11 protein-coding genes are annotated in these 12258 nt (G+C 73.9%); 6 read left to right on the top strand and 5 right to left on the bottom strand.

What is annotated here, in order from left to right:
• Positions 1–190 precede the first annotated feature (190 nt).
• Positions 191–859, top strand: coding sequence for an HAD family hydrolase (locus ACZ5DC_RS07210; protein ID WP_468650285.1), 669 nt, complete (start codon positions 191–193; stop codon positions 857–859).
• 493 nt (positions 860–1352) lie between these two features.
• Here ACZ5DC_RS07210 and ACZ5DC_RS07205 read toward each other — a convergent pair whose 3' ends face one another.
• Entirely contained in the window at positions 1353–2243 is an 891-nt protein-coding gene (locus ACZ5DC_RS07205; RefSeq protein WP_468650283.1) for a peptidoglycan-binding domain-containing protein, read from the bottom strand.
• A gap of 128 nt (positions 2244–2371) precedes the next feature.
• On the opposite strand from ACZ5DC_RS07205, the gene ACZ5DC_RS07200 reads away from it, so the two are divergent.
• A complete protein-coding gene (locus ACZ5DC_RS07200; protein ID WP_468650281.1) occupies positions 2372–4411 on the top strand; it encodes an MDR family MFS transporter in 2040 nt (679 codons plus the stop codon).
• Here ACZ5DC_RS07200 and ACZ5DC_RS07195 read toward each other — a convergent pair.
• The gene (locus ACZ5DC_RS07195; RefSeq protein WP_468650279.1) at positions 4404–4922 is read right to left on the bottom strand and encodes a GNAT family N-acetyltransferase; all 519 of its coding nucleotides are present in this window, start codon (positions 4920–4922) and stop codon (positions 4404–4406) included. The genes ACZ5DC_RS07200 and ACZ5DC_RS07195 overlap by 8 nt on opposite strands.
• A gap of 136 nt (positions 4923–5058) precedes the next feature.
• Between ACZ5DC_RS07195 and ACZ5DC_RS07190 the strand changes: the two genes are divergently transcribed.
• Both ACZ5DC_RS07190 and ACZ5DC_RS07185 read left to right on the top strand, forming a co-directional pair.
• A complete protein-coding gene (locus ACZ5DC_RS07190; protein WP_468650277.1) occupies positions 5059–5730 on the top strand; it encodes a hypothetical protein in 672 nt (223 codons plus the stop codon).
• Between the two features lie 5 nt (positions 5731–5735).
• Positions 5736–6719, top strand: a complete 984-nt coding sequence (locus ACZ5DC_RS07185) for a hypothetical protein (RefSeq protein WP_468650275.1) — start codon at positions 5736–5738, stop codon at positions 6717–6719.
• Here ACZ5DC_RS07185 and ACZ5DC_RS07180 read toward each other — a convergent pair.
• Positions 6708–7148, bottom strand: a complete 441-nt coding sequence (locus ACZ5DC_RS07180) for a DnaJ family domain-containing protein (RefSeq protein ID WP_366749372.1) — start codon at positions 7146–7148, stop codon at positions 6708–6710. The genes ACZ5DC_RS07185 and ACZ5DC_RS07180 overlap by 12 nt on opposite strands.
• A 109-nt stretch (positions 7149–7257) precedes the next feature.
• Between ACZ5DC_RS07180 and ACZ5DC_RS07175 the strand changes: the two genes are divergently transcribed.
• A complete protein-coding gene (locus ACZ5DC_RS07175; RefSeq protein WP_468650272.1) occupies positions 7258–7650 on the top strand; it encodes a hypothetical protein in 393 nt (130 codons plus the stop codon).
• A 26-nt stretch (positions 7651–7676) separates the two neighbouring features.
• Here ACZ5DC_RS07175 and ACZ5DC_RS07170 read toward each other — a convergent pair whose 3' ends face one another.
• Positions 7677–8348 (bottom strand): O-methyltransferase, encoded by a 672-nt coding sequence (locus tag ACZ5DC_RS07170; protein WP_468650270.1) that lies wholly within the window; start codon positions 8346–8348, stop codon positions 7677–7679.
• A 97-nt stretch (positions 8349–8445) separates the two neighbouring features.
• Complete coding sequence (gene proP / locus ACZ5DC_RS07165; RefSeq protein WP_366749369.1) at positions 8446–9837, bottom strand: glycine betaine/L-proline transporter ProP; 1392 nt, start codon at positions 9835–9837, stop codon at positions 8446–8448.
• 389 nt (positions 9838–10226) lie between these two features.
• On the opposite strand from proP, the gene ACZ5DC_RS07160 reads away from it, so the two are divergent.
• A complete protein-coding gene (locus tag ACZ5DC_RS07160; protein WP_468650268.1) occupies positions 10227–12254 on the top strand; it encodes a bifunctional glycosyltransferase 87/phosphatase PAP2 family protein in 2028 nt (675 codons plus the stop codon).
• Positions 12255–12258: the final 4 nt, after the last annotated feature.

Here is a 12258-nt window from a genome sequence, read left to right as displayed (position 1 = left end):
GGCCGGGCCGGGCTGAACAACGGGTGAATGCTCGTGGGGGCGGTGGCGGGAACGCGGGCAGGTTTTGTACCGTAGACAAACAAAGTGGCTCCCGCCCGTTTTCCCTGACCGGCGGGCGGGGCCGCCTTGTCCCGTCCGACGTCCACCCGACGTCCCGCCCGACCCGGGGTCCTTTCCTCTGGAGCTGCCGATGCCGGCCACCGCCACGCCCGCCGTCCTCACCGCCCGCGCCCTCCTGCTCGACATGGACGGCACCCTCGTCAACTCGGACGCCGTGGTCGAGCGCATCTGGCGGCGCTGGGCCGAGCGGCACGGGCTGGACGGCGACGAGGTGATGAAGGTCGTGCACGGCAGGCAGGGCCACGCCTCCATGGCCGTCCTCCTCCCCGGCCGGCCGGTCGAGCAGAACCTCGCCGACAACGCCCGCATGCTCGCCGAGGAGACCGCCGACACCGACGGCGTGATCGAGATCCCCGGCGCGCGTGCCTTCCTCGCCTCGCTGGAGGGGCTGCCGCACGCCCTGGTGACCTCCGCCGACGTCGCCCTGTCCACCGCCCGCATGAACGCCGCCGGGCTGCCCCTGCCGGCCGTCCGCGTCACCGCCGAGTCGGTCGGCGCGAGCAAGCCGGACCCCGAGGGTTTCCTGAAGGGCGCCGCCGAACTGGGCGTCGACCCGGCCGACTGCATCGTCTTCGAGGACTCCGGTGCGGGGATCGCGGCGGGGCGCTCCGCGGGGATGCGGGTCGTCGGGGTGGGGCCGCGCGCGGTGTTCCACGAGCCGGACGTCGCGGTGCGGGACCTCACGCAGGTGCGGGTCGAGGCGGTGGCCGGCGGGGGGATCCGCCTGCACATCGGCTGACGCCGGCCGACTCCGTCCGGGGCTCCTTCGGGGGTCGTTACGGCTGTGCCCGCCCCGGCTTCCGGGTCGCCCCGCATCGGTTCTGGGGCGCTACGGCTGACTGCCGGGCGGCCCTGCACGCGTTTCGGGTCGCCGCGACTGGGTCGTCTCTGACTTCAGGCGGCCCAGGGCTCCTTCGGGGGTCGTCACGGCTGTGCCCGCCCCGGCTTCCGGGCCGCCCCGCATCGGTTCTGGGGCGCTGCGGCTGACTGCCGGGCGGCCCTGCACACGTTCGGGGCGTCACGGCTGACTCTCGGGCGGCCCCGGGCTTCTCCGGGGCGCGTCATGGCTGTGTCCGCTCCGGCTTCCGGGCCGCCCCGCATCCCTTCGCAGCGTTATGGCTGACTCCCGGGCGGTCCCGTACCCGTTCGGGGCGCCACGGCCGGGCCGTCCGGCAGGACGCCCGCACCCTTCAGGGGCCCTATGGCCTGGGCCCTCCCCTCCTTCCGTAGCGCTACGGCTGCGTCGTTTCCGACTCCAGGCTCTTGCGCGTCGCCGGGCCGTACGTGCCCAGGGTGTCGTCCGTGATGCCCCGGGCCAGCTGGTAGTTGCGCACCGCGTCCTCGACCGGGCGGGTGAAGGTGCCGTTGATCCGGTCCCAGTAGAGGTTCAGCTGGCGCAGGCGCTGCTGGAGCTCGGTGACCTCCGGGCCCGTGTCACCGCGGCGCAGGACCGGTGCCGTGGCGGGCGTGGTGCGCGGGGTGCCCGAAGGCGTCGGGGACGCAGTCGGCGAGCCGGCGGCGCTGGACGCGCTCGCGGAGGGCGTCGCGGACGGGGAGGGCGAGGCGGAGCCTCGCGACGGGCTCGGGGCGGCCGTCGCCGAGGGGGAGGGCGGCGGGGGACCGGGTGTCACCGGGGGCGCCGGGGCCGCCGCCGAGGACGGCGGACGTGTCGTCGTCTCCGGGATGCTCGCCCTGACCTCCTGGGCCACCCGGCCCCGGGCCGGTGCCTGGTACGAGAACAGCGCGAAACCGGCGACCGCGACGACGGCCGCCCCCGCACCCCCGGCGGCCAGCAGCACCGTGCGGCGCGGGCGGCGCCGGGGCCGGCCGGGCCCGGTCCCGGCCGCGTCCGGCTCCGCCGCCGGACCGAGCGGCGCGGGCGTCCGCGGGGGCGGCGGTGCGGTCCCGGCAAGGGGTGCGGGCGGGGGCTCGTCCGGGGACGGCCGCATCGCCACGTACGGCCGTATCCGCAGCGGGTCGAAGTCCTCCGCCGCTGCCGCCTCCGCCGTGCGGGTCTCGCGCAGGGCCTCGGACGCGCGGGCCGTGCAGTCGCACGACGGCGTGTTGTCCGGCCCCCTCGGCGTCCCGCACTCCGGGCACGTGGTGCCCCGCTCTCCCGTCACGCGTGTGCCCCCTCCCCTCGGGAACTCCAGAGATTATGCGGATTTCCTCCGGAACCGCAGCACTCGGCAGGCCATAAGTGGTGACACCGATCACGATGGAGGAGACGCACCGACCCCCGGGAGGTCCCATGGCCCTGGAGACGCACGGCACGGCGAAGGGCGTGAGCAGCGGCGAACACGTCCCGAGCAGCGTGCTGGTGCCGATGGGCGCGCTGCTGCTCGGGCTGCTGCTCGCCGCACTCGACCAGACCATCGTGTCGACCGCGCTGCCGACGATCGTGAGCGACCTCGGCGGCCTGGAGCACCTCTCCTGGGTCGTCACCGCCTATCTGCTGGCGTCGACCGCCGCGACCCCGCTGTGGGGCAAGCTCGGCGACCAGTACGGCCGCAAGCGGCTGTTCCAGACGGCCATCGTGATCTTCCTGATCGGGTCGGCGCTGTGCGGCATGGCGCGGGACATGCCCCAGCTCATCGCCTTCCGGGCGCTGCAGGGCCTGGGCGGCGGCGGGCTGCTGGTGCTGTCCATGGCGATCGTCGGCGACCTCGTGCCGCCCCGCGAACGCGGCCGCTACCAGGGTCTGTTCGGTGCCGTCTTCGGCACGACCAGCGTGCTCGGGCCGCTGCTCGGCGGGCTGTTCACCCAACACCTCAGCTGGCGCTGGGTGTTCTACGTCAACCTGCCCATCGGCGTGATGGCGCTCGCGGTGATCGCCGCCGCCCTGCGCATCCCGCGCCGCACCGCCCACCACGTCATCGACTACCTGGGGACCTTCCTGATCGCCGCCGTCGCCACCTGCCTGGTGCTGGTCGCCTCCCTCGGCGGCACCACCTGGCCCTGGGGCTCGGCGCGGATCATCGGGCTCGCGGTGCTGGGCGTCGTCCTCGCCGTGGCGTTCGTCGCCGCGGAGCGCCGGGCCGCCGAACCGGTCCTGCCGCTGAGGCTGTTCCGCATCCGCACCTTCACCCTGGCCGCCGTCATCAGCTTCATCGTCGGCTTCGCCATGTTCGGCGCGCTGACCTATCTGCCGACCTTCCTCCAGGTCGTCCACGGCATCTCCCCGACCCTGTCCGGCGTCCACATGCTCCCGATGGTGGCCGGCCTGCTGCTCTCCTCCACCCTCTCCGGGCAGATCGTCAGCCGCACCGGCCGCTGGAAGGTGTTCCCGATCGCCGGCACCGCCGTCACCACCCTCGGCCTGCTGCTCCTGCACCGGCTCGACGAGCACAGCCCGACCGCCGTGATGAGCGTCTGCTTCTTCGTCTTCGGCACCGGCCTTGGCCTCGTCATGCAGGTCCTCGTGCTCATCGTGCAGAACGCCGTCTCCTACGAGGATCTCGGCGTCGCCACCTCCGGCGCCACCTTCTTCCGGTCCATCGGCGCCTCCTTCGGCGTGGCCATCTTCGGCACGGTCTTCGCGAGCCGCCTCGGCGACAAGCTCACCGGCGCCTTCCGGGGCGTACACCTGCCGCCCGGCGCCACGCCCGACGCGCTGAAGGCCGACCCCCGGGGCATCGCCGCCCTGCCGCCCGCACTGCGCCCCGCCGCCCTGCACGCGTACGCGTCCGCCATCACCGAGGTCTTCCTCTACGCCGCACCCGTCGCCCTCCTCGGCTTCGCGCTCGCCTGGCTGCTGAAGGAGGACCGGCTGCGCGGCTCGGTCACCGCGCCCGACGTCTCCGAGACCATCCCGCCCAATCCGGTCCAGCGCTCCTCCTACGACGAGGTGTGCCGCGCCCTGTCCGTGCTCGGCACCCGGGAGGGCCGCCGCGAGATCTACCGGGAGATCACCGAACGGGCCGGGTACGACCTGCTGCCCGCCGCCAGCTGGCTGCTGCTGCGCATGCGCCGCTACGGCTCCGTCGAACCGGCGGTGCTCGCCGAGCGCAGCCCGGTCCCGCTCCAGGCCGTCATGGCCGCCGCCCGCCAGGTCGAGGAACGGCGGCTCGCCGAGCGCGGGGGCCTGGACCTGACCCTGACCGACGCCGGCCGCGAGGTCGCCGAGCGGCTCGCCACGGCCCGCGAGGAGTCCCTGGCCGAACTGCTCGGCGACTGGTGGCGGCCCGGCCGCTCGACCGACCTCACCCAGCTGGTCCGCGAGCTGACCGGAGAACTCTGCGGCGCCGAACGCGAACGCCCGCACAACGGCACGGTGACGAAGATCAGTTGATGGCCGGCGCGGGCGGCAGCTCCTTGCGGAACCAGTGTTCGGCGTACCGGTCGGCGTTGTGCGGGGCCGTCTCCCGGTAGCCGAGGCGGGCGTACAGGGCGCGGGCCTCGACCAGGTCGCCGCGCGTGTCGAGGACGATCCGCCGGGCGCCGAGGGCACGGGCGGCCTCCTCGGCGGCGGCCACGAGCAGCGGCGCCCCGCCCCGGCCGCGCAGCTCCGGCAGCACGAACACCCGGGTCAGCTCGGCCGTGTCCGGGTCCAGCAGCCGCACGCCCGCCGAACCGGCCGGTGTGCCGCCGTACCGCCCGACGAGCAACTGCCCGCGCGGGGGCGCGAGTTCGGCACCGCTGTGCGCGGCGACCTGCCGTTCCAGCTCCCCCGGGTCGGTACGGCGCCCCTCGTGCAGCAGGTACCAGCGGTCGCTGACCTCCGTGTAGTACGCCCGCCACAGCGCGGCGGCGGCCGGAGAGCCGTACGGTTCCGGAGCGATCGTCCACGTCATGCCGGGCATTGTGCGCAGCCGCCACGCCCCCGCCGCAACCGGATACGGCGGGCCGGACCCGGCACGGGAAACCGTTTGTGGGCGAACTTCCGGGTCACCCGAAGGGAGAACCGGCCAGCGGGGCCGGTCCGACCGGAAGGCAACCATGTCCACAGGCCTGATCATTCTGTTGATCGTGATCGCGGCGGTCGTGGTCCTCGGCGCCGTCGCCCTGACCGTGCGGGGCCGCACCCGGCACGGCGGCCCGAACCTGAAGCGGCGCTTCGGGCCCGAGTACGAGCGGACCGTGGCCCTGCACGACGGGGACACCCAGGCCGCCGAACGAGAGCTGACCGAACGCCTCGAACGCCACGGTGACCTTCGTGAACGCCCGCTGGACGGCGCCGAGCGGCAGCGGTACGCGGACCGCTGGACGGCCGTGCAGGAACACTTCGTCGACTCGCCCCGGCAGGCGGTCGCCGAGGCCGACCTCCTCATCGGAGAACTCGCCGCCGCGCGCGGCTACCCCGACGGCGGGCAGTACGAGGAGCAGCTCGCCGCCCTGTCCGTGCACCACGCCGACCACGTCGACGGCTACCGGCAGGTGCACCGCGCGGCCACCGGCACCGCGGCGGACGGCACCGGCGCGGGAACCGAGGAGCTGCGGTCGGCGCTGCTCGGCGCGCGGGCCCTCTTCGAGGACCTGACCAGCGCCGAGACCGGGCGGCACCGCGCCCCCGCCGGTACGGACCGCTCGACGCCTCCCGCCGCGACCCACTCGCACGCCCGCTCCCACACGCCGTGGGCCCTCAACCGGAGCCGACCGAAGGAGAGCTGAACGATATGACGGACAGGACGAGCGGCTCCGGCGGCGACCGGCACCGCCCGCAACGCCTCTCGCGCGGGGACGAGTGGACGCCGGAGCAGGAGACGGAACAGCGGGACGCCTGGGCACCGGGCGACGCGACCCCCGGCCGCCGGACCCCGAGAAGGCCCCTCCCGGAGGAACGCCTGCCCGGCGAACCGGGAGCAGACCGGAGCGGCGGGCTCCGGGGCGCGGACGGTCCCGGCCGGGAAGGGCTGACCGGGGACGACCGCACCCCGCAGGACACGCCGCAGCCGCCGCCGGGCCCGGCGGGCGGAACCGGGCCGGGAAGGTCCGAGGACGCCGAGGCCACCCCGGGCCCGGCCGGGAGCGCCGCGTCCGCCGCGCCGGCAGCGGCCACCGGACCCGGCTCCCGTGAGTACGACCCCCGCCACGGCTCCGAGGGGCTGCGGCCCGGCACGGAGGACCTGGGCCCGGAGACACCCGGTACGCCGGGGAGGGCGGCCGGGACGTCCGACGGACAGGGCAGGCAGGCCGGCGGCCCGGAGCGGGCCGGGGAGGAGGAAGGCGTGATGCCGGACAACGGGCTCGGGGCCCCGTCCGCCGGTGAGGTCAGCGGCCGCGAGGACCGGATGACCGAGGCGCGCGCGGCGGACACCTGGCCGGCGGCGCCGAGCGGCACGGCCGCACCCGGCGGCAGCGCCACCGACAGCGGCGCCCCGCTGCTGCCGCACGAGGAGACGGAGCAGTGGGAGCGGCGGCTGCGCGAGGTGCTCGCCGGGTTCGTCGACGAGCCCCGGCAGGCCGTCGAGGAGGCCGACCGCACACTGGAGGAGATCGCCGCGCGGTTCACCGAGGCCGTCACGCGCCGCCGCCGCACCCTGCGGATGTCCTGGGAGGGCACCGAGGGAAGCGGCCCGGCCGCCGGGACCGACACCGAGCGACTGCGGCTCGCCCTGCGCGACTACCGGGAACTGGCCGGGCGGCTGCTACACGGCTGAGCCCGCCACGCCCCCGTCACCCCTGGCGGCAGCCCTGCGCTGCCGCCATTCGCGTACGACCGCCTCGACGTCGTACGGCTTCTTGCCCAGCGGCGGACCGGGCGGCGGCTTGAACATCATGTCCTTGATCCGGACGTTGACGTCCTCGATGATCTTCCGGGCGATCCGCTCCGAGGGCGCCGCGTACGCCGCCTCCAGCGCGTCCTCCGCCTCCTTGCGCAGCGCCAGCGCGGGCGGCAGCACCGCCAGCCCCTCCCGGACCAGCTTCCGCTTCACCCACCACAGTTCGTCGTACGTGGAGTCGACCTCGGTGGGCAGCGGCGCCCCCGCACCCGGCAACCGGTCGAACTCCCCGCGCCCCTGCGCGTCGCGGATCTGCTTGTCCACCCAGGACTCGAACGGAACCCCCGGTGGCTTTCGCTCGGTCATGAACCCATTGTGCCGGACGCGACCCCGCCGGGCGTTTTATCATGCGGCGGCGGTACGGCGCCCGCCCACCGCCACCAGCCGGCGCACAGGACGTATCAGGGGGAACCCCGTGCTCGAACTCACCATGGCCACCGTCTCCGGGGCGGACGTGGGCGCCACCGCCGGCATGACGATGGCCGAGGCGCCCAGCGAGCCCGGCGCCGTGCTGCGGATCGGCCGGGACGGGGCGGCCTGCCGGCTGGTCACCCCCGACGACTGGCTGTTCGTCTCCCGCGTCCACCTGGAGTTCCTGTGCGGCCCGGACGGCGCCTGGCGGCTGACCTGGCTGCGCGGCTCCCAGCCCGACCCGGCCTCCGAGGTCCGGCTCGTCGTCGGGGAGCACGCGCAGCCCCTCGGCTACGGCACGACCGTCCCGCTGCCGCACGGCGGGTCCGGGGAGATCGTCATCCAGGACCGCACCGCGCCGCGCAGCGTCAACGTCGGCTTCTACCACGAACTCTGAGCCCACGGGCGCCGGGCCGAGCGGCCTCAGCCGAGCACCCGGGCCAGGGCGAACCCGTCGTACCCCTTGCTGCCGACCGTCTGGATCGCCGTGCCGGTCAGCCGGGGGTGGCCGGCGATCAGTTCCAGCGCGGCACGGGTGCCGACCACGTCCGGCTCGGTGCTGCCCGCGTCGGCCACCCGGCCGCCGCGCACCACGTTGTCCAGGACGATCAGGCTGCCCGCGCGGGTGAGCCGCAGCGCCCACTCCACGTAGTGCGGGTTGTTGACCTTGTCCGCGTCGATGAAGACCAGGTCGAAGGGGGCCGGGTTCTCGTCGGCGAGCTTGGGCAGCGACTCCAGGGCCGGGCCCACCCGCACCTCCGCGATCCGGTCCAGGCCCGCCCGGGCGATGTTGCGGACGGCCACCTCCGCGTGCTTGGCGCTGTACTCCAGCGAGATCAGCCTGCCGTCCTCGGGCAGCGCCCGGGCCAGCCAGATCGTGCTGTATCCGGCGAGCGTGCCGATCTCCAGGATGTGCCGGGCCCCCTGGAGTTCGGCGAGCAACTGGAGGAACTTGCCCTGCGCCGCCGTGACGGCGATGGCGGGCAGCCCGGCGGCATCGCTGTCGCGCAGTGCCGCGCGCAGCACCTCGTCGTCCGGTGAGAGCGTGTTGATGAAGTAGTCGTCGACGTCGTCCCAGACCTGCGACCCGCTCATAGCCCCAGCTGCCTTTCCCGAGTGTCCTGCCTCGATGATCGCAGCCGGGGGCGCGGATGGGTACGACTGCGCGCGGGGCACGGCGGCGGGGCGCCCCTCAGCGTTCTTCCACTGACGGCGCGGAACCCGGCAGCGGACGCCCCGCCGACTCCGACATCCGCCACACGGCGACACCGCCCACGACAGCCGCGGCCATCATGTAGTACGCGGGCATCATCATGTTGCCGGTCGCTCCGATCAGCGCGGTCACGACCAGCGGAGTCGTACCGCCGAACAGCGACACGGACACGTTGAACCCGATCGACAGGGACCCGTACCGCACGCGCGTCGGGAACAGGGCGGGCAGCGCGGCCGGCATGGCCGCCGTGAAGCACACCAGGAGCAGACCCAGCGCGCCCATGCCGAGCCCCACGGCCAGCAGGCTGCCCTCGCGGATCAGCAGCAGGGCCGGGACGGACAGCAGCAGGAAGCCCGCGCAGCCCGCCGCGATCACCGGCCGGCGGCCGACCCGGTCGGTCAGCGCGCCCGCGAACGGCTGGACGATCATCATCAGGGCCATCACCCCGAGCACGACCAGCAGCCCGTGCGTCTCGTCGTACTTCAGCTCGCTGGTGAGGTAGCTCGGCATGTACGACAGCAGCATGTAGTCGGTGACGTTGAAGACCAGGACCAGGCCCATGCACAGCAGCAGGGACTTCCACTGGCCGGTGATCATCTCGCGCAGCGGCACCTTCGGCCGGGCCGCCTCCGCCTTCTCGACCTCCGCGGCGAACGCCGGGGTCTCCTCCAGCCGCATCCGCAGGTACAGGCCGATGATGCCCATCGGGCCCGCGATCAGGAACGGGATCCGCCAGCCCCACGAGGTGAGGTCGTCCGAGGACAGCAGCGCGGTCATGAGGGTGACCAGACCGGCGCCGCCGATGTAGCCGGCGAGCGTGCCGAACTCCAGCCAGCTGCCGAGGAAGCCGCGCTTCTTGTCCGGCGCGTACTCGGCGATGAACGTCGTCGCGCCCGCGTACTCACCGCCGGTGGAGAAGCCCTGCACCAGACGGGCGGCGAGCAGCAGGAGCGGCGCCCCGACGCCGATCGTCGCGTACGACGGGATCAGGCCGATCGCGAACGTACCCGCCGCCATCATGATCATCGTGACCGCGAGGACCTTCTGCCGGCCCACGCGGTCGCCCAGCGGGCCGAAGACCATGCCGCCGAGCGGCCGGACCAGGAAGGCCGCCGCGAAGGCGCCGAACGTCGACAGGAGCTGCGCGGTGGGGTTGCCGGACGGGAAGAAGACCTTGCCGAGGGTGACGGCGATGTAGCTGTAGACACCGAAGTCGAACCACTCCATCGCGTTGCCGAGCGCCGCCGCCTTCACGGCGCGCTTGACGAGCGCGGGATCGGTGACGGTGACGTCGCGGCCGGTGCGGGCCCGGGCGGCCCGCCGCGACTTGAGGGGCGGGGTGACGGCTGAGGCGGTGGTAGCGGTCGCCAAAACGGGGCTCGCCTACCTTTCGACGGGGACAGGGATGGGCCCGGACGGCAACGGTGACGTACGGCGGGCCGAAAATCGACCATAGGCGCAGATGCACCCCTTACGTCCTGCATGCGTATCGATGCACAGTGCAGCTAAAGGGCGCATACGCAGGTGCGTCTTCCCTCTCACGCGGAGCCATGCCGACGGCCCACTGTGATCCTTATCGCGCCCCCGGCGTGCAACCACCCACCCCCCGGACCGTGGTCTTTCGGACAAAAGCAGACGGACGTCAGGTGAACCGGGGGTTGCCCGCGTCCCTTTCCAGGGGGTCTGCGAGGCTCAGAGGGAGCGCAGGGGCACCGGCGTACACCGGCTGCCGGGACGACGGGGCGGGAGGCCGACGAAGCGTGGCGAACGTGGAGCACAGCGGGCGACCGGGGGACGTCTTCGGGAGAACGGCGGTCGGGGCGCGGCTGCACGCGACCCGGCTCGCGCTGTGGGCGGTGGCCGCGATCCTCGCCGTACGGCAGACCGCCGCCGTCCTGACCACCCCCAGCGGCGAACGGCTCACCGACCTGGAGACCTGGGTCGGCCCCGAAGGCGTCCTGCACGTGAAGGGCTCGATCTACGACTCGACGCGGTTCACCGGCACCCCCTTCAGCGGCCTGGTCCTCAAACCGCTCACGCGCTCGGCCGAGGCCGCCCTCGGCTGGGGCTGGACCTTCGGCACCCTGCTGCTCGTCGTCCTCCTCGGCCTGGTCGCCGCCCGCGCGCTGCCCCGGCCGGTCAGCCGGCGCACCTCGCTGCTGGCCGCGCCGGTCGCCATCAGCCTGCTCATGCTGTCGCTGCCGGTCCGCAACACCCTGTGGCTCGGGCAGACCAGCATCATCCCGGTCCTGCTCGTCCTGCTCGGCTGCTTCACCGTCCGCGGGGAACGCGCCAGCGGCCTGTGCATAGGCCTGGCCGCCGCCCTCCAGCCGACCGTCCTGCTCTTCACCCCGCTGTTGTGGTTCACCGGCCGCCGCCGCGCCGCCCTGACCACGGCCGGCACCTTCGCCGCCTGCACCGCGCTCGCCTGGGCCGCGCTGCCGCACGACTCCCGCACCTACTGGGTGCACCACATGGCCGGCGCCGGCCTCGGCGGCAAGGCCGACGCCCTCGCCAACCAGTCCCTGCACGGCGCCCTGCTCCGGTTCGGCCTGACGGGCTCCTCCGAGACGGCGCTCTTCCTCCTCCTCGGCGCCGGCGTCGCCGTCCTCGCCCTGCGCCGCGCGGTCCGCTACGCCCACGACGGCCAGCTCCTCCTCGCCGTCGCCGTCACCGGCTGCGCCGCCGTCGCCGTGTCCCCGACCACCTGGCAGCACCAGCTGCTGTGGGTGCTGCTCGCGGTCGTCGGCCGGGTCGGCAAGCGGGCCTCCGGCCGCTACGTCTGGCCGGTCGCGGTCGTCCTCGTCACCACGCTCCCGGCACAGATGATGCTGCCGCACATGCCGGTGGTGTACCCGCTGCGGGACAACCTGGTCCTGGTCGCGGCCCTGGCCGCCGCCACGGCCGTGCCCTTCCTGTCCCGCACCTCGCCGTACTACCGGACCCCGATACCCGCGGAGTACGCCCCGCGGCCCCCGGCCCGCTTCCGCCGCGTCCCGCTGCTGCCCTTCCTGCGCCGGGTGCTCACCCGTCCCAACCTCCTGCTGGAGCTGCTCCTCCTCCGCGTCACCTACGCGGCCTACCAGCAGGTACGGCTGGCGGCGACCGGCGGCAGCAACTCCGGGGGGCGCGCCACGGCCGAGCGGCACGGCCACCTGGTCCTCGGCGCCGAGCGCTTCCTCCACATCGACATCGAGCACGCCGTCAACCACGCCGTGGCGAACACCGGCTGGCTGCGGGACTTCTTCGGCTTCTACTACGAGTCCTTCCACTTCGTCGTCCCGCTGACCGTCCTCGGCGTCCTGTACTGGCGTCGCCCGGTCGACTACCGCTGGGCCCGCGCGTCCCTCGGCTTCGCGACGCTGCTCGCCCTGATCGGCTTCTGGCTCTTCCCGCTGGCACCGCCGCGCCTGATGCCCACGCTCGGCATCATCGACACCGTCCACGGCGTCCAGGACTTCTCCAAGCCGGACTACGGCACCCTGACCGCGCTCACCAACCAGTACGCGGCGATGCCGTCGCTGCACTTCGGCTGGTCCCTGTGGTGCGGGGTGGTGATCGCGGTGATCGCCCCGAGGTGGTGGATGAAGGCGCTGGGCCTCCTCCACCCGCTCTTCACCGTCTCGGCCATCGTCGCCACCGGCAACCACTGGGTCCTGGACGCGGTCGGGGGCGCGGTGGTGGTGTCAGCGGGCTTCGGGCTGTCGTACCTGTTCCAGGGACCACGGGCCCGGCCGGTCCGCACCACGGCCGAGGTCCGGCACGAGGAAGAGGAATTTGCGCGCTAAACAG

Source organism: Streptomyces sp. NPDC031445 (genome assembly GCF_055581365.1).
This window is presented reverse-complemented; position numbering and strand designations above follow the sequence as displayed.